The organism is Candidatus Cloacimonadota bacterium, assembly GCA_021734245.1.
Classification (GTDB): domain Bacteria; phylum Cloacimonadota; class Cloacimonadia; order Cloacimonadales; family TCS61; genus B137-G9.
Window position 1 is genome coordinate 12,245 of sequence record JAIPJH010000010.1, and the last position, 22,807, is coordinate 35,051.

The 22,807-nt window shown below is 39.6% G+C and carries 23 protein-coding genes; 12 read left to right on the plus strand and 11 right to left on the minus strand.

Annotation, left to right across the window (positions count from 1 at the left end):
• Positions 1–24: 24 nt before the first annotated feature.
• The 12 genes from K9N40_02940 to K9N40_02995 all read left to right on the plus strand — a co-directional run bounded on the left by K9N40_02940 (position 25) and on the right by K9N40_02995 (position 11,112).
• The gene (locus K9N40_02940) at positions 25–1,899 is read left to right on the plus strand and encodes an aldehyde ferredoxin oxidoreductase (GenBank protein MCF7813420.1); all 1,875 of its coding nucleotides are present in this window, start codon (positions 25–27) and stop codon (positions 1,897–1,899) included.
• 288 nt (positions 1,900–2,187) lie between these two features.
• Positions 2,188–2,397: a helix-turn-helix domain-containing protein gene (locus tag K9N40_02945; protein MCF7813421.1), complete on the plus strand. Its 210-nt coding sequence runs from the start codon at positions 2,188–2,190 to the stop codon at positions 2,395–2,397.
• The gene (locus K9N40_02950; protein MCF7813422.1) at positions 2,397–2,714 is read left to right on the plus strand and encodes a HipA N-terminal domain-containing protein; all 318 of its coding nucleotides are present in this window, start codon (positions 2,397–2,399) and stop codon (positions 2,712–2,714) included. The genes K9N40_02945 and K9N40_02950 overlap by 1 nt, the downstream gene beginning before the upstream one ends.
• A 95-nt stretch (positions 2,715–2,809) precedes the next feature.
• Positions 2,810–3,673: a HipA domain-containing protein gene (locus K9N40_02955; protein ID MCF7813423.1), complete on the plus strand. Its 864-nt coding sequence runs from the start codon at positions 2,810–2,812 to the stop codon at positions 3,671–3,673.
• A gap of 17 nt (positions 3,674–3,690) precedes the next feature.
• A complete protein-coding gene (pyk, locus tag K9N40_02960) occupies positions 3,691–4,722 on the plus strand; it encodes a pyruvate kinase (protein MCF7813424.1) in 1,032 nt (343 codons plus the stop codon).
• On the plus strand, positions 4,719–5,300 hold the full coding sequence (locus K9N40_02965) for a hypothetical protein (GenBank protein ID MCF7813425.1): 582 nt from the start codon (positions 4,719–4,721) through the stop codon (positions 5,298–5,300). The genes pyk and K9N40_02965 overlap by 4 nt, the downstream gene beginning before the upstream one ends.
• A gap of 63 nt (positions 5,301–5,363) precedes the next feature.
• Positions 5,364–6,464, plus strand: coding sequence for a hypothetical protein (locus tag K9N40_02970; protein ID MCF7813426.1), 1,101 nt, complete (start codon positions 5,364–5,366; stop codon positions 6,462–6,464).
• 81 nt (positions 6,465–6,545) lie between these two features.
• Positions 6,546–7,808 (plus strand): HD domain-containing protein, encoded by a 1,263-nt coding sequence (locus tag K9N40_02975; protein MCF7813427.1) that lies wholly within the window; start codon positions 6,546–6,548, stop codon positions 7,806–7,808.
• Between the two features lie 28 nt (positions 7,809–7,836).
• The gene (locus K9N40_02980; protein ID MCF7813428.1) at positions 7,837–8,634 is read left to right on the plus strand and encodes a ZIP family metal transporter; all 798 of its coding nucleotides are present in this window, start codon (positions 7,837–7,839) and stop codon (positions 8,632–8,634) included.
• Positions 8,635–8,797: 163 nt separating this feature from the next.
• Positions 8,798–10,264 carry an SPOR domain-containing protein gene (locus K9N40_02985; GenBank protein ID MCF7813429.1) on the plus strand — a complete coding sequence of 489 codons (1,467 nt, stop codon included), beginning with the start codon at positions 8,798–8,800 and terminating at the stop codon, positions 10,262–10,264.
• A 20-nt stretch (positions 10,265–10,284) separates the two neighbouring features.
• Positions 10,285–10,515: a hypothetical protein gene (locus K9N40_02990; GenBank protein MCF7813430.1), complete on the plus strand. Its 231-nt coding sequence runs from the start codon at positions 10,285–10,287 to the stop codon at positions 10,513–10,515.
• The gene (locus K9N40_02995) at positions 10,516–11,112 is read left to right on the plus strand and encodes a hypothetical protein (GenBank protein MCF7813431.1); all 597 of its coding nucleotides are present in this window, start codon (positions 10,516–10,518) and stop codon (positions 11,110–11,112) included.
• A 7-nt stretch (positions 11,113–11,119) separates the two neighbouring features.
• Here K9N40_02995 and K9N40_03000 read toward each other — a convergent pair whose 3' ends face one another.
• The 11 genes from K9N40_03000 to K9N40_03050 all read right to left on the minus strand — a co-directional run bounded on the left by K9N40_03000 (position 11,120) and on the right by K9N40_03050 (position 22,775).
• Positions 11,120–11,938 (minus strand): tetratricopeptide repeat protein, encoded by an 819-nt coding sequence (locus tag K9N40_03000; protein ID MCF7813432.1) that lies wholly within the window; start codon positions 11,936–11,938, stop codon positions 11,120–11,122.
• A gap of 133 nt (positions 11,939–12,071) precedes the next feature.
• Entirely contained in the window at positions 12,072–13,526 is a 1,455-nt protein-coding gene (locus K9N40_03005) for an NADP-dependent malic enzyme (protein MCF7813433.1), read from the minus strand.
• Between the two features lie 164 nt (positions 13,527–13,690).
• Complete coding sequence (locus K9N40_03010) at positions 13,691–14,245, minus strand: Fe-S-containing hydro-lyase (protein MCF7813434.1); 555 nt, start codon at positions 14,243–14,245, stop codon at positions 13,691–13,693.
• Between the two features lie 181 nt (positions 14,246–14,426).
• Positions 14,427–15,272, minus strand: a complete 846-nt coding sequence (locus K9N40_03015; protein ID MCF7813435.1) for a fumarate hydratase — start codon at positions 15,270–15,272, stop codon at positions 14,427–14,429.
• 467 nt (positions 15,273–15,739) lie between these two features.
• Positions 15,740–15,916, minus strand: coding sequence for a hypothetical protein (locus K9N40_03020; protein ID MCF7813436.1), 177 nt, complete (start codon positions 15,914–15,916; stop codon positions 15,740–15,742).
• Between the two features lie 98 nt (positions 15,917–16,014).
• Positions 16,015–16,884: a succinate--CoA ligase subunit alpha gene (gene sucD / locus K9N40_03025; protein MCF7813437.1), complete on the minus strand. Its 870-nt coding sequence runs from the start codon at positions 16,882–16,884 to the stop codon at positions 16,015–16,017.
• A gap of 2 nt (positions 16,885–16,886) precedes the next feature.
• On the minus strand, positions 16,887–18,056 hold the full coding sequence (gene sucC / locus K9N40_03030) for an ADP-forming succinate--CoA ligase subunit beta (protein MCF7813438.1): 1,170 nt from the start codon (positions 18,054–18,056) through the stop codon (positions 16,887–16,889).
• Between the two features lie 28 nt (positions 18,057–18,084).
• Positions 18,085–18,540 (minus strand): hydrogenase maturation protease, encoded by a 456-nt coding sequence (locus tag K9N40_03035; protein ID MCF7813439.1) that lies wholly within the window; start codon positions 18,538–18,540, stop codon positions 18,085–18,087.
• Between the two features lie 78 nt (positions 18,541–18,618).
• The gene (locus K9N40_03040; protein MCF7813440.1) at positions 18,619–20,082 is read right to left on the minus strand and encodes a Ni/Fe hydrogenase subunit alpha; all 1,464 of its coding nucleotides are present in this window, start codon (positions 20,080–20,082) and stop codon (positions 18,619–18,621) included.
• 1 nt (position 20,083) lies between these two features.
• Positions 20,084–21,088, minus strand: a complete 1,005-nt coding sequence (locus K9N40_03045) for an oxidoreductase (protein MCF7813441.1) — start codon at positions 21,086–21,088, stop codon at positions 20,084–20,086.
• A gap of 16 nt (positions 21,089–21,104) precedes the next feature.
• Positions 21,105–22,775 (minus strand): FAD-dependent oxidoreductase, encoded by a 1,671-nt coding sequence (locus K9N40_03050; GenBank protein MCF7813442.1) that lies wholly within the window; start codon positions 22,773–22,775, stop codon positions 21,105–21,107.
• Positions 22,776–22,807: the final 32 nt, after the last annotated feature.

Consider the following 22,807-nt stretch of genomic DNA (forward strand, 5'->3'; position numbering starts at 1 on the left):
TAATAAATTTTACAGGAGAATTTTATGGAAGCAATGATTAAAGTTTTAGTAGTAAATGTGAATACTTCATTTTATCGAGTAGACCGCTACAAGCTCGGAGATTTTTTTGGCCCTGTCGATCTGGGCTTGCATCTGGCAGGAAAATTGAACAGCTTAAATATTGGAACAGGATTGTTTGCTGGTTCGATCCTGCCTGGATCAAATCGCCTGATCTTTTCCGGTTTTTCTCCCTGCTGGGGAGGATTTTATATTTCTTCCATGGGTGGTGCCGGTTTGGAATTCAATAACTTGGGAATCAACCTGCTGGCAATCGTCGGAAAAGCTGCTCAACCATCTATTTTATATCTGAATCGTGATCACGGCGAAGAAATCCAGTTGGAAATTTATCCTGTAAATTCAGCTAATATCTGGAATCAAAAGGAAAAAGGTGTTTACTCGATGATGGATCAAGTCTATAAAAATTACGGAAAGAATTTCGGTTCCAATCCCCGCATTTTAGCAGTTGGGCCTTCCGCAGCAAAAACCGATATGGGAGCGATCTGTTCTGTGCCAATTAAAAACGATAAACTTACACATATCGATACCTGGGCAGGTAGAGGAGGGTTTGGTTCCAAGCTGTATCAGGAACATGGAATTGCTTCGATCATTTATGGCGGGACCCATCTGGAAGAAGATTTTCGCGATCGTTCTGTGGCTGATAAATGGTTCAAAGACAAGTATAATCAAATTCTGGCAGTAAAAGATTTTGAAGCAACAACCAAGTACCGCTTCGATCCTAAATTTCAAACCGGTGGTACTCTGGGAGTGAATTATGCTAACGTTTCAGGAAAATTGATTGCCTTCAATTATAAAAGTATTTATTACTCGGAAGAAGAAAGGTTGGATATTCATAAAAAATTCATTTTAGATCATTATCTGAAGCAATTCAATGAAGAAACAATAAAAACGAAACAGCAGAAAACCTGCGGAGAACCATGCGCAGCTTTGTGCAAGAAGATGCACGGAAAATACAAAAAAGATTATGAACCTTATCAAACCCTGGGACCACTTTGCGGAATTTTCGATCAACGAGCTGCAGAAAAACTGGTTCATCATGCCGATATGCTGGGCTTTGATGCAATTTCCGTCGGAGGAGTTTTAGCCTGGTTGATGGAATGCGTGAACGAAGACTTGCTTACTTTAGAAGAAGTTGGCATTTCCCAAAAACCTAAATTCGATACCAAGGATTTTGGTGTGATAGAAGATTCCAAGAGAAATGCTGAAATTGGTATTGAATTGCTGGATTCGATTATTCAGAAAAGAGGAATTTTAGACTTCCAGGAAGGAGCCCGGAAATTTGGCCGCCGACTTTCCCGCAAAAAAGGGAAAGCAATACTGGATAAATTTATTTACATCGCTTTTGCCCGAAAAGGCTGGATGGTTCCCAATCAATATTGGACTCCCGGCGTTCTTTCGCCAATGGCGATAATGGGAAAATATTACATGTACTATGGAAACGAATTCTTCAAACCCAGAGATCTGGGAAGATTGGCTGCTGAAAGATTTATGGCCGAACTGGTGATGGATAATCTTGGTATTTGCCGATTTCATCGAGGCTGGGCGGAAGAAATGCTGCCGGAGATCATGGAAAAAATTTACCAGCTGAAAGATGATTTTATAAATAGTGTAAATATGACGGCTTCCCGCATCAACAGCCGAAACTCCAGCGTATTCTGGGAGTCGGAAAGAGATTTTGATTTCGTAATGAAGTTTATGGAAAGAAAGATCGAGATCGAAAAAGATGACGATCCGTATTTGAAAGAATGGTTAGAAAAATTCAAGAACAATAAATTTGAAGCTGGTTTGGAATTCTGGTATGAAATTCATAAAGGGATTCAAGAATCGTTGAAAGAATTTTGACAAGAAAATCAGATTTGTTTGAATGTGCAGGCTTGAGGTAAGAATGGCTTCATTCCACACTGTTCTTAACCCAAACTTCATATTGGGTCAAGTCCAATACTCCAGACTTGCCTCAATGCGCAGGCTTGAGGTAAGAATGGCTTCATTCCACACTGTTCTTAACCCAAACTTCGTATTGGGTCAAGTCCAGCGATGAAATTTTCGTTAAAATGAAAATATTGCTTGCATCTCTCACAAACATAATTAATTTTTACATCAGTTATTCATTAAAATGAAAATGAGGCTAAAATGAGAATTGATGAGCTGGGTAAATTGATTAAACAACGAAGAAAAATCTTGCGAATCAACCAACAGGATCTGGCTGAGATTTCCGAGATCGCTTTGCACACGATCAGCGACATCGAATCGGGAAAAGGTAATCCAACTTTACTGGTTATAAATAAACTTTGTGAAATACTGGGTTTAGAACTTCAGATCAAAGTTAAAGGCAATGAATAATGCAAGCTCAAGTTTATTATAAAAATAAATTTGCTGGAATTCTCAGTAAAATAGATTCAGGTTTTTCTTTCGTTTACGATGATAGTTTTTTATCAGATTCAGATTCCAAATCAATCAGTCTTACACTTCCTAAGCAAAAAAAAGAATTTCAATCTCAATATCTTTTTCCTTTTTTTCATGGTTTACTCACCGAAGGTTTTGCTTCTCAAATCCAATCTCGCAAATTAAAGATCGATGAAAACGATTATTTCAAAAGACTTATTGAAACTGCAAACAATGACACAATAGGTTGTGTAACCATCGGTGAAAACAAATGAATAGATGCTTTGGTTGCTTTAAAAAAATTCGCTCGAAACATTACTGTAATGCATGTTCACGAAGATTGTTTGATGGCAAAATTCCCACATTAAATTTGAAGAAAACTGATTTTCAAACTGTTAGATACGAACTGATCGACCATTTTTCCATTTCGGGAGTGCAGGATAAAATCTCATTGAAATTAGTAAGAAATGAACTGCAACCCACATCCGAAAATGGCGAATATATTTTAAAACCGGTACCTGAACTAAATGTTCCAAAATTGCAAAATGATATTCCTGCCAACGAACATCTGACGATGCAGATTGCCAGACAAATCTTCAAGATCAAAACGGCAGAAAATGCCTTGATTACTTTCCAAGATGAAGAATTCGCTTATATAACCAAGCGTTTCGATAGAAACAACAAAGAAAAATTACGACAGGAAGATTTTTGTCAGTTAACCGAAAAATCACCTGAATCACATGGCAAAAATTTCAAATACGACGGAAGTTATGAAAAGCTCGGTAATGTGATAAAAAGATTTTGTGCTGCCAGTAAAATTGAAATTGAAAAACTATTCAAACTAATTCTATTCAATTATGTTTTTGGTAATGGTGATTCTCATCTCAAAAACTTTTCATTAATTGAAACTCAAAACGAAGACTTTATTCTTTCCCCAGCTTACGATCTGACCAACACAAATATTCATTTCCCAAATGAAAGCAGAATGGCTTTGGAAATGTTTGACGATTTTGAATCGAAATTTTATAGAAATAATGGATTTTCTGGAAAAGAAGATTTTTTAAAATTAGCTGAGTTTTATGAAATAAAAGAAAAACGTGCAATCAAAATGATAAGAGAATTCCCTGAAAAGAAAGAAAGTGTTAATAAATTGATCGAAGCTTCTTTTTTAAGCGAAAAGGCTAAAGAAAAATATATGATTGTTTTTCATGATAGATTGAAAGCGATTAGTTAAATTAATTGGAGAAAGTTATGCAAACCGAAACCAAAATAATCTGTACGATCGGGCCGGCAAGTTCCAGTGAATTGACACTATTGGGATTAGCCGGAGCCGGCATGAATGTGGCAAGACTTAACATGAGTCATGGTGATTATAAAACTCATCAGCAAGTTATCGATAACATAAACAAATTGAATACAGAACATGATCTGCAGATAAAGATTTTGATGGATCTGGAAGGTTACCGTATTCGTATTGCTAAGTTAGAACATCCTGTAAAAGTGGAAAAAGATGAAGAATTATTGCTTTCTTCAATTAGATGTGAAACAGACAAAAAATGCATAGCTTTTGATTACGATGGAGATTTGAATCTGGTTCCCCAAAATTCTGATCTTTTTATCGATGATGGACATCTGCGTTTCAAGATTTTGGAAATTAAAGAAAATTCTCTGCTATTGAAAACGATTTTCGGTGGAACTATTAAATCCCGCAAAGGAATCAACATTCCAGATCTTACACTACCCAACGCATTTTTGAATGAGCAGGATAAAGCAGATATAAAATTCGGGGTGGAAAATAATGTCGATCTCATTGCCCAATCTTTTGTCTGCAATGCGCAAAACATCGAACTGGTGAGAAGCGAAATTGAAAAACTCGCTGGAAAATGCGGCGTTTTCGCCAAGATCGAAAATGCAGCTGGCGTTAAAAATATCGATTCGATTATTGACGTTTGCGATGGCATCATGGTGGCTCGCGGAGATTTGGGAATCAGCCTGCCGGTTTACAAAGTTCCGGCTATTCAAAAATATATCATCAGCCGCTGCAGTAGAAAAAAGAAGCACGTGATCATCGCTACCCAAATGCTGGAAAGTATGCTGGATTCACTCTATCCCACTCGCGCTGAAGTTTCCGATATTGCCAACGCTATTTACGACAAAGCCGATTACCTGATGCTCTCTGCCGAAACTGCGGTTGGTAAATATCCAGTGCAAACCGTGGAGATGATGCGAAAAATCATTGAATATACAGAAGATAGTATTTATATTCAGCCGGAGCTGAAATGAAAAAAACATTTATATTTATCTCTGGATCAATTCTCTTAATTCTCACATCCTGCTCTTCCATGAACAGCTTTCAATCTCCCAATGTAACACCAGAAGGTAAGTATGAAGTTGGAGCTGGTAGTTCATTTATTTTAAACAATGATCATTCCACATTGATCAATATTGAATGCTTTGGAAGAATTGGCTTGAATATGAGAAGTGATGTTGGAATAAAAGTGTTTGGATTACCGGGACTCAGTGGTGGTTTGATGGCAGATTACAAATATCAGATTATTGAAAACCCCGTTTACGTTTCTGTCGAACTGGGAGCATCATACTGCTATACAAAAGACCTGAATTATTATGATATCTATCCGATGTTGATTGCGGGAAGTGAAAGATTTTACGGAGGTTATCGGGGCATTTACCGCAATGGCGTAGACGATGATGCCAAAGTTGAATTTAACAATTATATGAATAGCTTTTTTCTTGGATGTAAAACTGGACCAGGACCATACCTTCGACCGGAAATTGCCTTCTTCACACACGATTTCAAACACGGCTTTTTCATTTTTGGATTGGCTCTACAATTCAAGTAATTATTATTTTCAATTTGACACAATAAAACCAGATCATCTTATTCACAACAAGTGAGGTGATCTATGAAAAAAATTGTTGTATTTTTTGTTTTAGTTGTAATTATTTTTGGATGTTCAAACTCCCGCAAATCACTACTAAAACTTTCCGATCTGAAAACTGAACAGGAAGATTGGGAGTTGGTCTATGCCGATTCTCCTACAGATTCCGGTTATCAGAAATTTAACCATGATAAGTGGCTGATGTACTATCTGCACTGGCGTCCTTTAACCGAAGAACGCAAAAATATTTCCACCGAATATGTACGTGAATTGATGCTTTCTTTCTGGGGACCAAATATGCCTTTCACTATAACGAGCGATGGCGGTGAAACAGAAATTGGCGGACATCAGGCTTTTTACATCGACGGCACACTTTTCAATGAAATGGTAAGAACTCGTTTTATCGTGTGGAACTGCCTCGAAACCAATCGACAATTCATTTCCGATTGCAACATAAATCAAACCATGAACACTTCTCCTGACCTTTTTGACCTGGAACTGGAAATCACCAAAACTGTTTCCAGTCACGGTCAGGAAGTTTCCCAAAATCCGAATTTACCAAAGCTCTTCAAATCAGAAGAATTTAATATTTCCTTTTATATTCCCGAACATTGGAATACAGCTATTTTTCCTCATGCCGGCTGGTATCCTGATGGCGTAACCAAAGATAGCGGCAGTTTCTGGACTTTGATAACTGATCCGGAAAAAAGTATTGAAGTTCTTTGGCAACCTCAAACAGAATTAACCGAAGAGAATCTTCAAAAATTCATTTCTAAAACAGAAGAAACCGAATTCCAACAGGGAGAATTATTTTCCAGCTGCGATAGTGTGAAGATTTCCAACCTAAATATCGAATCCGATCTGATCATCGCGGATTGCACCCAATATTATACTCACAAACAAACTGTTCAGGAACAGGAATATGTTTGGAACGATCATTACATAGGCAAAGTTTTTATGTTCAATCGGCATAAAGAAACTTATCTCATCGCAGCAACCATTCTGGTTAATACAGAAGTGATGGGAGTGCAAGTGAATTTGAAGCCATCCCAGAAAACAATAGATGAGTTTATCCAGGAAAAACTGTATGGAAATATTGAATTTCTGCAAGATACAGCGAGTTAATCATACTACCTTGAATTAATCTTTTGACAGAGTACTGATCTTCCAAATTAATTGAATCGAAAAGTAAATTAAGGAAAAATTATGGAACGCAAAATTTCGGTAGATCTGGGAAATCTCATCCTGTCATTTTCCGATTCGATGGACTTGGCAAGTCCAGAGCTTACACAACATCAGCAGAGAACAGCTCTGATTGTGTGGGAAATTTGCAAACTTGCAAATCTTTCAACTGAACGTCTTGAAAACATTTTTACCGCTGCTCTTATTCATGATATTGGAGCCTTTTCACTGGAAGAAAAAGCTTCTCTGATGCAGGCAGAGAACATCAATACGGAAGAACATTGCATTCGTGGCCAGAAACTGCTGAGAAAAACACCCTGGCTGAGAGATTCTGCTAGAATTATACGCTATCACCACACTCCCATCAGAGAGTGGAATCAAGCAATTTATGTAGCTCATGTTTTCGATTCGCAAATTTTATATTTATCAGATTATGTGGAACGTCAGATCGATCGAAATCAATTCATTCTTTACCAACATTATAATATCATAGAAAAAGTAAAAAAACTGAGTGGAGTAGAATTTCATCCTCAGATAGTAGAACTTTTTCTGGAAACTAGTGATCGGGAGGAATTCTGGCTGGATCTGATTTCTCCGAGGCTTTATTCAATCTTGCAAGCTGGACCATTTAGAGAAATCAAAGTAAATATGCAGGAGCTTATGAATATCTCAGAGCTTTTCCGTAATATCATCGATCTCCGATCACGGTTTACTTCTACTCATTCCAGTGGAGTTGCTGCAGCTTCATCCAAACTGGCAGAAAAATTTGGCTTTACTCAAATGGAAATCGATATGATGCAGATTGCCGGAAATCTGCACGATATAGGAAAGCTGGCTATTCCCAACGAGATCTTGAACAAACGTTCCAGCCTGACCAGACCAGAAATTGAGATCATGAAATCGCATACTTACTACACTTATACCATCATCAATAAAATTTCCGGTTTGGAACAAATTGCCCGTTGGGCTGCTTATCATCACGAAAAACTGGATGGCAGCGGCTATCCGTTCCGATGTAGAGCAAAAGAACTTTCTTCCGGTGCGCGCATCATGGCAGTTGCCGATATTTTTACGGCTTTAGCGGAAAATCGTCCTTATCGAAAAGGAATGGATCAAAAGGAAATTGTGCGAATCATGCGTCAGTTTGCTGATAGAAGTCTTATCGATAGTAAATTGGTAAGATTGTTGTTATTCAACTATGATGAAGTTCTGGATCATGTAAAAACTCAACAGAGAATTGCCAGAAATTTTTACGAAAATCAGTTTGAAATTAAAGATGTTCAATAAGCTGTAATCTGTAAAAACAGGAGGAAGAATGGAAGTTTTCTGGCTAAAATCTGCATCGTTTTTTTTGATATTTATCACTGGTTTAACTGGTGGTTTCTTTGCGCATTGGCTTTCCAAAAGATCAAATAGTAAAATTATCTTTTCGTTGGGAAATGCTTTTGCCGGTGGAGTTTTTCTGGGTGCCGGCCTTATTCACATGCTCCCCGATGCTCAATCGGGATTTGCAGCTATTTCTTCTAATTCCGATTATCCCTGGTTTGCGGTAATCTGTATCGCAGGTTTTTTAACTATTTTCTTTCTGGAAAGAGTACTGCTGCATCATTCTCATGACTCTGTTCCTGAAACTGATAACATTGCTGTAAACAATAATCCTTCCAGAATTTTATATCCATACGTTCTCATGTTTATTCTTTCTATTCATTCCATCATTGCCGGAATTGCTTTGGGAATTGAAGAAAAGGCAATCCAGGCAATTGTTATTTTGCTGGCAGTTTTGGCACACAAAGGAACTGCAGCTTTTGCTTTGGGAGTGAGTATGCTGCGAAATAATACAGATAAAAAGAAATACAGATCTATGATAACTTTCTTTTCGTTTATGACTCCGCTGGGAATAATGCTGGGATATCTTTTTTCTGTTTTACTTTCAGGAAGTTCAGAGCAGATTTTTGAAGCAATCTTTGACGCTTTAGCAGCTGGAACTTTTATCTATGTTGCTGTCATGGATATTCTGGATGAAGAGTTTACGATCAGGGAAAAACTGATCACTAAATTCAGTTTCGTTTTAGTGGGATTGGCCATTATGGCTGTGGTTGCTATTTGGACATAAATTTGTTAATTTTTTTATAGATTATCTAATCGATTATTTCATAAATCCTATAGATATAAATATTTTTGTTGCCAAAATATATTGTTTAAGTTTTTTTTCGTTGTTAGATGAAAAATGTTTTGTAAGCTGAAAAAAGAAATGTATTTAAAAAGCGGGAAGTGATATGAGAAGCGTTCCAGCCTTAATTATAGTTATTATCGGTGTTGTTGCCATTATCGGTGTTGTTGCTTTCGTAATAGCCAGTATAGCACACAATTATTCTGAAGTCGAAATGCAGGCAGGACAGCAAATGCAGGAAACATCCAATTTACCGGAATTGAACCAGAACATGTTTATTCTACAATTGTTCTCCAGCAAAAATTATTCACGCATCGAACATCAGAAACAGAAATTGGAAAAAGCCGGTTATAACATGATCGTGACCAAAACAATGAAAGAAAATGAAATTTTGTATCGTTTGCGTTTGGAAGGTCTTTACGGCAAGAATGAAGCTTTGGCGATAGGAGAAGAGATAAAGCAGAAGTTTCCGTCCATCCAGAATTACTGGCTCGATCAGATCGGAACTGAAGAATCTGTATCCGAACATATTGCCGAACAAAACCTGGTGGAAGAAGTTGATGACAGCGAAGTTGCCCAAGATCAGCAAACAGAGCAGCCATCAGAAACAAATCAGCAGACAGAGCAGAAGCAAACCACATATCAACCCATAACTCAAACTTCCGGTAAACAGTATGAAGTGCAATTAATGGCCAGCAGCAATTATGCCAAGATCGAAGAAGCAAAAGCCGCTTTATCACGCTTGGGATATAACACAAAAATCTTAAATCTGCGAGAAGGAAAAAAGATCGTTTATCGCCTGCGATTAAGTGATATGTATTCGGAATCTCAGGGAAAAGCTCTTGGCGATAAGATCATCAAAGAATCACCACTAATTTCTGGATATTGGCTGGACGAAATGGAAAATGGAAAATCCGTTCAAAACCAGAATCAGATTTCCAAAACAACGGAACCAGTAAAACAGCAACAGACAAAAACTTATACAGGAGCCAAGAACTACGAAGTTCAATTCCTGGCAAACACCAAACTGGATTTTGTGCAAAACCGTAAGCAAGAACTGGAAAATAAAGGTTACCGAGCTAAGATATTGACTGTGGTTATCAATGGAACAACTTATTATCGTTTGCGATTGGCTGATGCTTATTCCAAAGCTCAAGCTGAAGATATCGGTAAGCAGGTGAAACGTGATATTGGTTTCGTAAAAGATTACTGGGTTGTAAAGAAAACAGCAAATGATCGGGTTTATACTCAAACTACCAACACACAGCAAAATACAAGAAAAGAAGAACCGAAGGTACCCAAAACCGAACCACCTGTAGTGGAAGAAACTGTTGTATCCGATGGAGATGCAGAATCTAAAATTGTTGATTACTCCGCTTCCTGTAATGCCAATGACGTGAATATTCGAACAGGTCCGGGAATGCAGCATGAAGTCGATCCGATCGGAAAACTGATGCAGGGAATCACTGTTTTCGTGGTAGAAGAAAAAGGCGATTGGGCTCGTTTTACAATAACTCCAAACGACGAATCATGGTCGGGTTGGGTTCGTTTACGCTACCTGGATAAGAATTAATCGAATTTTAGAGTAATAAATTGAACTGGATCAGATTTTGGCCAATTCTACTAACTGTAGCATTAGCTATTTTCGTTTTTATAACAAAAGAACATATTTGGAAGAAGATTATCGCTATTCTAATTCCTGTTGTCATTTTACTGATAAAGTATTTATCATCAAATATCACTATAGAAATTTTATGTACTTATGGATTGATTATCTATTTCATTTTATTGCTGATATATTATCGAAATAAAGGTGTAGTTTAAATGAATAAAATATTAATATTTTCAATTATTTTAGCAACTCTGCTTATTTGCAGTTGCACAGGAAAAGCCATGTTCAAAGAAATTAAAACCAATACAGATCAATTGCAGAATTTAACTATAATGGGATACGGCACAGGAAGTTCTAAAAGCCCCAATCTGGCAAAAGCAAAAGCCAAAACCTACGCCTTTGCCAACCTCGCAGAACAAATTTCCGGCAAAAATTTCAGTTATCAGAAAAACAATGGTTCAATTACATTCAAAACTAACACTCAGGCAACCATCAGCGGTTCCGAAGAAGTAGCATCGGTCTACATCGGAGATCACACTTACTTCACGATCCTATCCACAAAATTTTCCCGAGAAAATAGTTCAACAAACGATTCCTGGCTGCTGGATACTGAATATAAAACCCAAGATCTGGAAAAAAGTTTTATCGAAAAATATCAGCAGGCTGTTCAACAGGTTATTGATAAACGATTTTCAAACATAAATCGTTTGGAAGGCAGATTATTCCTCACAAATATCGATGTGCAATATGATGAATCTTCAAAGCAGTTTTCAGTAAAAATGCAGGTTCTGATAGTGGTTGAAGGTTAGATATTACCTACTCTTTCTTCTCAGTTTTTTTCCTGAAATATTTCATGGCATCTTCTATCATAGCCATGCCGCGATAGGTTTGCCCCACATGAAAATTAGAAGTGAGTTCATCCAGACTGGCTTCCTTTTTGTGTGAACTCACACCGTAAGAATAAAGCATTTCCTGATCTGTAACCAGCAGATCAACTTCAGCCTGAGCTCCTTTGTGTTCAGGATTCAATACCAAAACTCGTTCAAAGCATTCCAAAGCTTTTTCGATCTGTTTCAAGCCAAGATATGCCAGCCCCAGATGATACTGAACAGCCACAGCTTTGTCATCTTGCTTCACTATTTCTTCGAGCAGTTTCACCGCTTCTTTAAAACGTCCTGCCGCTTTCAATGAAATCGACATTTGATAATAACCCAGAGTTGAGTTCCTACTATGCTTGTGCAGTTCTTTGAAGGAATTGATGGCAGCATCGATATTGCCGCGATGATAGTAACTGAGACCTTTCCAGTAGTGCGCCATATATAAATCCGGTTCATTGGTACTGATCTCGTTGAAGCACTCAATTGCTTTCTGGAAATCTGTGTAACGAAAATAACAAATTCCCAACTTGTAAAATGCCAGACTGTATTTTGGTTCCATCTCGATAACTTGCTGATAAAACTTGATTGAATCCTTCAAATCACCCAGCAGATAATGCAGTTCGGCAAGGTTATAGATCACATCGATCTCTGCGGGATTTTCATTTAAAATTTCCTGATATATTGATATCGCTTTTTTCAGCTGTCCATGCATTTTATATTTTTCTGCCTGTTTCAGTTTTGTTTGAAAATCTGCCATTTGAACTCCTTAAAACACAATAAATTAAACATCAAATAAACTTTTCAAAATTCATGATAAGTTTATCCAATTTTGATGTAAAGAAAAAAAGCGCACAAAAAATATGTGCGCTTTCATAATATCATTATTACTCTTATTTCACTTCCTCGATAGCCCACTGGATGGCATTTTGCAACATTTCATCTTTGGGGCTTTCAATGAATCCGGTTTCCATCAGTTTTTTAGTCATACTTCTGGAATAATCGATATCGGTTTTGGCTTTCTGGAATGCTTCATCCCAGGTCATCTCGATTCGAGCAACTCCGTCTTTGATTGCCTGCATTGCCACATCAGCAGCTTCCACAGCAAAAACACCTGATTCATCCATTGTGGGAACAATATTCTCTGGATTTATGCCGCGTTTTTCAGCATAATTTGCCAGTGAATGGGCAGCAGCAATTGCCATATTATCGGTTACTTTTTTGGCACGAACCAGCAGAGCACCTTTCAAAATTCCTGGAAATCCCAGAGAATTGTTTACCTGGTTCGGAAAATCTCCGCGACCGGTAGCAGCAATAAAAGCTCCTGCTTCTTTGGCTGCATAAGGATAAATTTCCGGAACAGGATTAGCGCAGGTGAAAACAATAGATTTTTCTGCCATTGAACTGATCCATTCCGGTTTAACTGTGTCTGGACCTGGTTTACTTAGAGCGATCATCACATCGGCTCCTTTACAGGCTTCGGCAAAAGATTCAATTTTTTCAGGATTTGTACTTTCACACAGTTCCCATTTGCGATAGAAGCGTTTATCTGCTTTGATATCTTCTCTACCTGTATGAAGTCCGCCTTTGGAATCGAAGAGATACATTTTTCGGGGATCTCCACCGGCAGCAATTATCAGTCGTGCAATAGTCGTATTAGAAGCTCCAGCACCCAGCATTACTATTTTCACATCTTCGATCTTCTTTTCAGCCAGTTTCAGCGCATTGATCAATCCGGCCAGTGTAACGCAAGCTGTTCCCTGAGCATCATCGTGCCAAACAGGAATTATACATTCCTCGCGCAAAGTATCCAGAACTTTGTAGCAGTTAGGCTGAGAAATATCTTCCAAATTAACCGCTCCAAAACTGTGCTGACACATCTTTACGAATTCGATGATCTTATCAGGATCGTTTTTGCCGTTTTCATCTTTACTGTCCACGCAAAGTGCTACCCCGTCTACTCCACCCAGATATTTCATCAGGAAAGCTTTTCCTTCCATCACGCCGAGTCCACCGGGAGGTGTACAATCGCCATCACCCAGCACACGAGTGGAATCGCTGACTACAGCAACCAGGTTACCACGGTTGGAAAGCTCGAAACTGGTGTCGTTGTTATCACGGATCGTGGTAGAAATTTTGGAAACTCCGGGTGTGTACCACACATTGAACCAGTTAAAACCAAAAACACCGGCTTTGGGAACGGTCTGGATTTTTCCACCGTAGAATTTGTGAGCATCTTCAGCCAGTTTTTTCAGGAACAGTGTTTTGGCTTTGGCGATCTGTTCCTGCGAAAATTCATCGGGAAAAACTTCATTCAAATTTGTTAAATCCATCTTCAACTTTTTCATTGGAAATCTCCTATTAACTTTATTTGCAATTATTTATCAATACTATCCTTCGATACTATTCAGTAAACTGAATCACTCAGGATTACATTATTACTTCATTTTAAAAAACCTCACTATCACACTGAGTAATACCTGCGACGTATCGAAATGCGAACCATCAGATTCTATTTCTGATACTGTTTCACGCCTTCTTTATAAATGTCGTTTCCCTTTACATCATTTGCCACAATGCAGGGAAAATTCTCCACTTTCATCTCGCGAATCGCTTCAGTTCCCAGATCTTCATAGGCAATTACTTTTGCTTCTTTTATCGATTCTGCCACCACAACGGCAGCTCCACCGATTGCGGCAAAATAGACAGCCTTATTTTTCTGCATGGAATCGATAACAGCCTGGTTGCGAGGTCCTTTTCCGATCATACCTTTTAATCCAGCATCCATTAAAATCGGAGCATAAGGATCCATGCGATAACTGGTTGTCGGCCCGGCAGAACCGATCGGTTTTCCTGGAGGAGCCGGTGCTGGTCCTACATAATAAATCACCTGACCCTTGATATCAAAAGGCAATTCTTTTCCAGCTTCCACCAATTCTACTAAACGTTTATGCGCTGCATCTCTTCCGGTATAAATCGTGCCGGAAATATAAACTTTATCTCCAATCTGAAGTTTTTCCAGATCTTCACTTGTTAAAGGTGTTTTTAAATAAACTGTATTTTCCATTGTATCTCCTTTATAAGCAACGAACAAAACCCGTCTTACTGAGGAAATCTTCAAAGAAACTTCTTCCGCAGAAGCTCGCTTCAATTTGAAGGCATTCCTGAGAACAATTTGCAGGATTCGTCAGGATATCTTGCAAAAAGTTAGTTTTGTTAGTGTTGTTCGCTGCTGACATAATTTATTATCAAATCACTGCACTTTTATGTCGTGCTGCATGACATTGCACATTTACAGCAACAGGCATGGAAGCTATATGACACGGTTTGGTAAGTATTTGAACTCCCAGAGCTGTGGTTCTGCCGCCCAAACCCTGCGGACCAATTCCCAGATTATTAATTTTTTCCAGGATTTCTTTTTCTACTTTCGCCCATTTAGGATCAGGATTTTCTTCATCCAAATCTCTTAATAAGGCTTTTTTGGCCAAAAGCGCACTTTGTTCAAAATTTCCACCCAATCCAACTCCAACCACTATTGGAGGGCAGGGATTACCACCGGAACGAGCAATGCGATCGACTACAAATTCGACTACACCTTCTATTCCATCAGCGGCTTTCATCATCTTAACTTCGCTCATGTTTTCACTACCGCCGCCCTTGGGAGCGATCGTGATCTTGATCTTTTCGCCGGGAACTATATCGGTGTAAATGATTGCCGGAGTGTTATCCTTTGTATTCACACGATCGATGATCGGATCATCCACCATCGATTTGCGCAGATAACCTTCTTTGTAACCTTGCCGAACTCCTTCATTTATCGCTTCATAAAGATCACCACCAACCAGATGAATATCCTGACCGATTTCCAGGAAAGTAACCGCAATTCCGGTGTCCTGACAGATCGGCATTTTCTCCTGAGCAGCCAGTTCATAATTTTGCAGAAGAATATCCAGTACTTCCTTTCCGGTAGGAGATTCTTCTTTCTCTTTCATCTGTTTGATCCGATTGATAACATCTTCTCCCATGTAAAAGTTAGCATCGATGCATAACTTTTTAACGATCGGGATCAAATCTTTCACATTCACTTCTCGCATGATCTCACCTCTTTATTATAATTCATTTACTTCCTTATTTTCATACCTCTCGAAAATCACAATTTACAAATCTCAAATTACAAATAAGTTCCAAATTCAAAATAAAAAAATTTCAAACACATGATTTCATAATCTACATTTTATATGTTTAAATTTCCTTTTTTTATTAAACCCCTCTACGGCTAAAGCCGCATCTCCCCTTGTCAGGGGAGAATTTCTTCGATTAAAAAAAAACTAATAAAGAACATTCTTAAATTTGACTATCACCGTGGCAGAGCCAAGGTGTATTTTGCTAAATTTATTTCAGCAAGCTGAAAATCGAATTTTCATTATTTACCCCTCTACGGCTAAAGCCGCATCTCCCCTCAAACAGGGGAGAAAATTTGGAAAACCCCGATGCAGAGCAGCGAGGAATTCTTTCGATTAAAAGACTATTCTTTTCTTTCATTTTTCTTTCAAATCCTCTTTCACTTCCCCCTGTCAAGGGGGAACAAGGGGGTTAATGCTTTCATCACTTGCTTTCCATCTTCTTGGTTAGCTATAGTATATGGCAGTGTTTTCACAAAAAGACAAATGTTTTTGGCAAAAAGAAATGTCCTTTCTTCCAAATCGTAAAATTTCTTTTGTCCGGTTTCAGGATTCATTCTATTTCCAAAAATTAACACTTTCGATCAATGTTTTTGCTGTTTCGAATTTGAGCTTTTGATAATTGTGAATAATTTGGTACTTGTCATTTGGAATTTCACTTCAGTGCTTCTTTCACCTTCTTACCAATTTCTGCCGGAGAATCACAAACAATTACACCTGCAGCAGTAAGTGCATCCATTTTTTCTTTAGCTGTGCCTTTGCTGCCGGCAATTATCGCTCCGGCATGTCCCATTCGTTTACCTTTGGGAGCGGTTTGTCCGGCGATGAAAGCTACAACAGGTTTAGAGAAATTTTCTTTAATATATTTAGCTGCCTGGATTTCCAGATCTCCACCGATTTCACCAATAATAACAACTGCATCGGTTTCAGGATCTTTTTCAAAATGTTTCAACAGATCGATGTAGGTGCTGCCGATAATGGGATCACCACCGATACCAATTGCTGTGGTAATACCCAACCCAGCTTCTACAACCTGATTGGCAGCTTCGTAAGTGAGTGTACCGGATTTGGAGATCACGCCCACATTTCCTTTTTGGAAAACAACTCCCGGCATAATACCAACCTTGGCTTCCTCGGCCGAAATAATTCCCGGACAGTTGGGACCGATAAGAGTAGCACCACATTTCTGAACAAACTTCTTAGCTACCATCATATCAGCTACCGGAATTCCCTCTGTGATGCAGACGATCACGTTGATGCCGGCTTCAGCAGCTTCCAGCACAGCATCGGCAGAAAAAGCAGGTGGAACGAAAATAATACTGGTATTAGCACCGGCTTTTTCCACAGCTTCACGAACAGTATTGAATACAGGTTTCTCCAGATGGATTTGACCGCCTTTTCCAGGCGTTACTCCTGCTACGATATTCGTACCGTAATCCATACACTGCTGAGAATGGAAAGTTCCTTCTTTGCCAGTGAAACCTTGAACAACAACTTTGGAATCTTTATTCACTAAAATACTCATGATCACACTCCCTTGGCAGCATTTACAGCTTTTACTGCACCATCCGCCAGATCGTTAGCTGTAATGATATTTTCAATATTTGCAGATTGTAATATTTTGGCAGCTTCGGCTGAATTTGTGCCATCCAGACGAACAATTAACGGAACTTTTACTTGCGTCTTCTCAGTGGCTTCCAGAATGCCATTGGCAATTCTATCACAGCGCACGATTCCTCCAAAAATATTCACGAAAATAGCTTTCACGTTGGGATCGCGCAGAATAATCTCAAAACCTTTTGCTACAGTTTCAGCACTGGCTGCACCGCCCACATCCAGAAAGTTAGCAGGTTCGCCGCCACTTAATTTGATGATATCCATCGTTGACATTGCCAGTCCGGCTCCATTCACCATACAGCCAACATTTCCATCCAGTTTCACATAATTCAATCCGAAATTTCCTGCTTCAGTTTCGGTTGGTTCTTCTTCATCCAGATCGCGCATTGCTTTGATGTCGGGATGACGATAAAGCGCATTATCATCAAATCCCATTTTTGCATCTAAAGCTACAAATTGATCTTCGGGTGTCAGTACCAGCGGATTGATCTCGATCAGGCTGGCATCGTTCTGGGAGTAAACCTGATAAAGAGCTTTGGCAAATTTACCGAAAGATTTGATCTGAGGTTTGGAGAGCTGCAATCCAAAAGCAAGTTTTCTGGCATGAAATGGTTGAAATCCGATTAGTGGATCGATAGATACTTTGATGATCTTTTCCGGAGTTTCAGCAGCAACTTTTTCGATTTCTACTCCACCTTCGGATGAAGCCATCATCACCGGCATTTCACTGGTTCTATCTAAAACCATTCCCAGATAATATTCTTTTTTGATATCCACACCACCGGCAATGAAGATCTTCTTAACCAGTTTTCCAGCTGGACCGGTTTGATGAGTAACAAGTGTCATTCCCAACATGTTTTTGGAAATTTCTTCTACTTCCTCGATGCTTCTGGCAAGTTTTACACCGCCGCCTTTTCCGCGTCCACCGGCGTGGATTTGAGCTTTGATCACCCAGAAATTTCCAGCGCTCTTTTCTGCCGCTTTCCTGGCTTCGGCTGCATCTTCGATCATAATGCCCGATTGAATGGGGATGCCATGATCGGCAAAGATCTGCTTAGCCTGATATTCATGAATATTCATTGAACCTCCGATTAATTTTTAAACTAAACTATTTCAAATTATTTTCTTCTATCACAATCTTTGCAACTTCAGGGATTGCTTTTGCAACTTCAATTGTGCATTCTTCCGAAAAAGTGGATGTATCACAAACTTCTACAGCATAAACTTTAATCTCCTCAGGAAGATCGGCTTTTTCCTTTTTCATAATATCAAATGCTTCGAAAAGACTGATGTCGTGCGGAGAAGAATGATGCATGGTTCTACTGAATTCATCAAATGTAAATCGATGTAACGTTCCCGGAACTGATTTGCCTGTTTTGATGGAATCGATCAGGATCAATTTTTGGTAGCCGATGATCTCATCCACCACTCGGAAACCAGCCGCGCTTGCTTCCAGCACATCGATCTCCCTGCACTTCTTTTCGATCTCAAAAGCAATATGAATTCCCACTCCATCATCGGAGAGGATTGTGTTACCAAGCCCTAGAACAAGAGTTTTTTGCATTTTTATTTAAAACCCCTCTTGGAAACTATGTTTCCCTTCTCCCCTTCAAAAGGGGAGCAATAAGGATTTTCTGAGTATCTAATCCCTCGTTATCGTTTTAACTTTATTTTTGTCTTTATCGTAAATGTTCACCTTCAGCGGCATTTTACCTGGCAGAGAATGTGTAGCACAAGCCAGGCAGGGATCGTAAGGACGGAAAGCCATTTCGATCATATTCAAAATTCCATCGTTGAACTCTCCGTTTTTGATCAGGCTCTGGGCTGCTTTGGCAATTGACATGGACATGGCTGCTGAATTCCCAACAGTAGCAACGATCAAATTAACTCCAGTCACCATTCCCTGTTCATCGGTTTTGTAATGATGGATCAGAGTTCCGCGAGGAGCCTCCACAATTCCTATACCTTCTTTTGGTGTATCGGTTGGAATGTTGCGAATATCAGTGCTGGTAATAGTTTTATCTTCCAGTAATTGAACCATGTGCTCGGCTGCAAACAGAACTTCGATAAGTCTTGCCCAATGGAATGCAAGCGTATGATGAGCTGGTTTTCCGCCCAGAATTTTGTACATCTTTTCATATTCTTTCTGAGCTAGAGGAGTTGCCATTCCATCCGCCACATTTAAACGAGCCAATGGAGCTACGCGGTAAACACCACTATCCTTGCCATCAGTGAATCCCTTCCAACCTACATTTTTCAGATATGGGAATTTGATGTAACTCCAGGGTTCCACACGTTCCACAATGTGATCGAGATAATCTTTTGGAGCAAATTTCGCTATTTCTTTTCCATCAGGATCGACCACTCTCAATTTTCCATCATAAAAATCGGGATGATTATTTTCATCCACCAGTCCCATGTAATAGGTTTCATGTTTGTAGATATCGCCCACGATCAGATCGACGTAAGTTTTGTTTTTTAGAACTACATCATCAAAAATCTTAAGTGCAAACTGGGCAAAATCCACACTGTCTCTGGCAATCTGCAGAAATTCTTTTCGCTGATCTTCGGTTATACCTTTGGAAACTCCACCGGGAAGTCCGCAAACAGGATGAATTACACGTCCGCCTAAAGTAGTTATAACAGAGCGCATTCTTCTACGAATATCGATAACTTTCTTACCGATTTCTACACCAACTTTTCCCACGACACCCAGAATATTTCTTTCGCCGGGTGCAGCATCGGGACCGACAACGAAGTCTGGTCCACCTAAAAAGAAAAAGTGCAGTAGATGATCTTCCATCATGAAAGCATCATAAATCACACGTCTCACTTTAACTGCTGTTTCAGTAGGTTTTACATTATAAACTGCATCCACAGCTTTGGTGGCAGCCATGTGATGCGTTGTGGGGCAAACACCGCAGATACGTGGTGTGATTCTAGGCAGTTCTTCTACAGGCCTTCCCACGCAGAATTGCTCGAAACCTTTCAGTTCAGGAACCTGCAGATAAGCATTGGTTGCATTTCCCTTTTCATCCAGGAAAATTTCGATTTTGCCATGACCTTCCAATCTGGTGATAGGATCTATAGTTATTTTCTTTGCCATATTATTTATCCTCGTTAATTCGTTTTCTTTTCAACATGGAAATGGGTAGCGAAAAACGATAGAAAGTGCCAGCAGGATCGGGAATTTGTTCCATTAATCTATCTACATCGGCATCTTTCATTTCTTCTTCGCCTTCCAATCCGACTATTGAAGCTAAAGCAGAAACCATTTTAGCTCCTACATCCAGAACTCCAGGAGGTGGCCCGTAACAACCGCGACAAGGCATATTGGCACTGATGCAGCGACCGTCTCCTTCTTCTTTGCAGCCAAATCTTGTAACTGGTCCCATGCAGATAATTCCCTGAGCCAGAAAACATTTTTCTGGATCGGGCTGAGTTGTAGCAACTCGATAAATTTTATCAATACTGAGTTTCTCCGGTTTGCTATCGTTTCTGCTGCAGATATCGCACAAAGACTTGGCGGGAGCCAGCACAGTTCCCTTGGCAGGAAGATCACCGGATAGAATTTTATTAATTGCATTCATGGTAAGGTATGGCTCTGGAGAGCAGCCGGGAAGATAATAATCTACATCTATAACCTGATCCAGGCTTTTCACAGTGTTATGAAATTTAGGAAGTGTCAGTTCACCTTCTTCTACTTGCCAGCGCTGCTGAGGAACAATTCCATCAGGATTTTCTACCGAAGGACAACTCTTGCCATAGGAAGATTCGAAGATCGTTTCTTTATCCCAGAAATTTGCCAATCCGGGAATTCCACCCATGTGAGAACAAGCACCAAAAGAAACCACGATCTTTGATTTCTTGCGCAGCAGTTTGGCCATTTCCTCGTTTTCTTCGGTTCGGATCGCACCGTTTATAAAAGAAACCGTGATCTCACCTTTTTTCATATTTCTTACATCTTCATATTTAAAGTCCATCGCACAGGGCCAGAAAACGATATTTACCAGATCTGCAACTTTTAAAATATCTTCGTTCAAATCCACGATCGCTTCTTCGCAGCCGCCACAGGATGCACACCAGTAAAAGGCAACTTTGGGTTTTGCCATCAAAACCTCCAATTCCTTAAATTAAAGTTCCCTGATATTCCGTCGCCAACTGTTTTGCTTTGACGTGATCCGGAATGTAATCAGGCAGGATTACGGGCGATATTTTTTTCTTATCGATTCCCAGTTTATCCACTTCTTTGATATAATCTTCTACGTGTTTCAGACTCATTTTTCCAAGTTTAACACCTTTCTTCACTTTAGCAGCAGCATTTGTTCCGGCTCTGCGGCCAAATACCACAATATCCAACTGGGAATTTCCCATCAGACGATTGCGGCCATGCACGCCACCGGAAGCTTCTCCCGCTACGAATAGCCCAGGAATAGATGTTTCGGCATTGGCATCGATTTCCAGCCCACCATTTTGGTAATGAAGAGTTGGATAAACCAGCATCGGATATTTTGTAATATCTATATCAAATCGCTTGTACTGACGCAGCATGGCAGGAAGATATCTTTCAATCGTTCCTTCTCCTACCAGTAATTCAATGAGAGGAGAATCCAGCCAGATACCACGCAAACCGGAAGGAGTTTCCACTCCCAGCCCTTTATCACATTCTCGAATAAAAGCCGATGCTTCAATGTCTCTTGGTTCAAGCGGATAAACAAATAATTCACCATCTTTATTTACCGGCTGCGCTCCTAAACCACGAATTTTTTCTGTGCACAGAAAACCAACTATCTGTTCCGGAAAAACTGCTCCGGTTGGATGATATTGAACCGAATCCATATACATCAATTTTGCACCGGCTCTATAACCCATTACCAGGCCATCAGCTGTTGCGCCATAATGATTGGTAGTTTCAAAGCCACGTACATGCAGCCGTCCAAAACCACCGGTTGCAATTATAACTGATTTAGCTTTAACAATGGAAAATTGTTTATTTTCCATGTGATAAAGAATAGCTCCGGCACAATTTCCTTTATTATCTAAGATCAATTCTGTGGCTGATGTATATTCAATGAAATTTATTTTTTCGGGACGATTCTGAACTTCGTCACGCAGCACACGGCAGATTGCAGCACCGGTATAATCTCGTGCAGAATGCATTCTGTTACGGCAGGTGCCACCACCCGATTTCACCATCATCGAGCCATCCGAATTTTTATCGAACATCACACCCAGATCTTCCAACCACTTAATAGAAGGAGCTGCATCTTTTACCAGGGCTTCCACCAGTTCCGGTTTATTATCGAAGTGACCGCCACCAATTACATCCAGGTAATGCAAAGTTGGATTGTCATCCAATTGATCGGCTGCCTGAATTCCACCCTGAGCCATCATCGAGTTGGAATCTCCCAGACGCAATTTTGTTACCAGAGTAACTTCTGCTCCGCCGTTGGAAGCTTCGATAGCAGCAGAAAGACCAGCAGAACCAGCTCCGATAATGAGAACATCTGTTTCAATTTCGATTTTATCCAGATCGAAAGTATCGGGATGATTGCGTGGATAAGATTCCATAATATCCACAACTTCGTTTACCATTTTCTCGCCTTTATTCGGTCCGATCCTGAGTTCTCGCAAAGCATCACTCTGATAGTCGGGATGATATTTATCCAGAACTTCTTTACGCTCCTGCTCTGTCATTCCAGGAAAAACTTCCTTCCCGAGTTTCTTGGCAAGTTCCAATCGCTTGGGCCGGGTTTTCTCGACCATTTTAATGGACTCCATCATATATTTAGGATACATGTTGCACTCCTGTATTTTTTTTAGGATACATA

Excerpts from the sequence above, each read along its gene's own strand:
- K9N40_02980 (MCF7813428.1), top strand. The coding sequence starts at position 7,837 with ATGGAAGTTTTCTGGCTAAAATCTGCATCGTTTTTTTTGATATTTATC.
- K9N40_03010 (MCF7813434.1), bottom strand. The coding sequence starts at position 14,245 with ATGGAAAATACAGTTTATTTAAAAACACCTTTAACAAGTGAAGATCTG.
- K9N40_03045 (MCF7813441.1), bottom strand. The coding sequence starts at position 21,088 with ATGGCAAAACCCAAAGTTGCCTTTTACTGGTGTGCATCCTGTGGCGGC.
- K9N40_02950 (MCF7813422.1), top strand. The coding sequence starts at position 2,397 with ATGCAAGCTCAAGTTTATTATAAAAATAAATTTGCTGGAATTCTCAGT.
- pyk (MCF7813424.1), top strand. The coding sequence starts at position 3,691 with ATGCAAACCGAAACCAAAATAATCTGTACGATCGGGCCGGCAAGTTCC.
- K9N40_02995 (MCF7813431.1), top strand. The coding sequence starts at position 10,516 with ATGAATAAAATATTAATATTTTCAATTATTTTAGCAACTCTGCTTATT.
- sucC (MCF7813438.1), bottom strand. The coding sequence starts at position 18,056 with ATGAATATTCATGAATATCAGGCTAAGCAGATCTTTGCCGATCATGGC.
- K9N40_03015 (MCF7813435.1), bottom strand. The coding sequence starts at position 15,272 with ATGCGAGAAGTGAATGTGAAAGATTTGATCCCGATCGTTAAAAAGTTA.
- K9N40_03040 (MCF7813440.1), bottom strand. The coding sequence starts at position 20,082 with ATGGCAAAGAAAATAACTATAGATCCTATCACCAGATTGGAAGGTCAT.
- K9N40_03035 (MCF7813439.1), bottom strand. The coding sequence starts at position 18,540 with ATGCAAAAAACTCTTGTTCTAGGGCTTGGTAACACAATCCTCTCCGAT.
- K9N40_02945 (MCF7813421.1), top strand. The coding sequence starts at position 2,188 with ATGAGAATTGATGAGCTGGGTAAATTGATTAAACAACGAAGAAAAATC.
- K9N40_03050 (MCF7813442.1), bottom strand. The coding sequence starts at position 22,775 with ATGTATCCTAAATATATGATGGAGTCCATTAAAATGGTCGAGAAAACC.
- K9N40_02970 (MCF7813426.1), top strand. The coding sequence starts at position 5,364 with ATGAAAAAAATTGTTGTATTTTTTGTTTTAGTTGTAATTATTTTTGGA.
- sucD (MCF7813437.1), bottom strand. The coding sequence starts at position 16,884 with ATGAGTATTTTAGTGAATAAAGATTCCAAAGTTGTTGTTCAAGGTTTC.
- K9N40_02940 (MCF7813420.1), top strand. The coding sequence starts at position 25 with ATGGAAGCAATGATTAAAGTTTTAGTAGTAAATGTGAATACTTCATTT.
- K9N40_03020 (MCF7813436.1), bottom strand. The coding sequence starts at position 15,916 with ATGAATCCTGAAACCGGACAAAAGAAATTTTACGATTTGGAAGAAAGG.
- K9N40_02985 (MCF7813429.1), top strand. The coding sequence starts at position 8,798 with ATGAGAAGCGTTCCAGCCTTAATTATAGTTATTATCGGTGTTGTTGCC.
- K9N40_02975 (MCF7813427.1), top strand. The coding sequence starts at position 6,546 with ATGGAACGCAAAATTTCGGTAGATCTGGGAAATCTCATCCTGTCATTT.
- K9N40_02965 (MCF7813425.1), top strand. The coding sequence starts at position 4,719 with ATGAAAAAAACATTTATATTTATCTCTGGATCAATTCTCTTAATTCTC.
- K9N40_03005 (MCF7813433.1), bottom strand. The coding sequence starts at position 13,526 with ATGAAAAAGTTGAAGATGGATTTAACAAATTTGAATGAAGTTTTTCCC.
- K9N40_03000 (MCF7813432.1), bottom strand. The coding sequence starts at position 11,938 with ATGGCAGATTTTCAAACAAAACTGAAACAGGCAGAAAAATATAAAATG.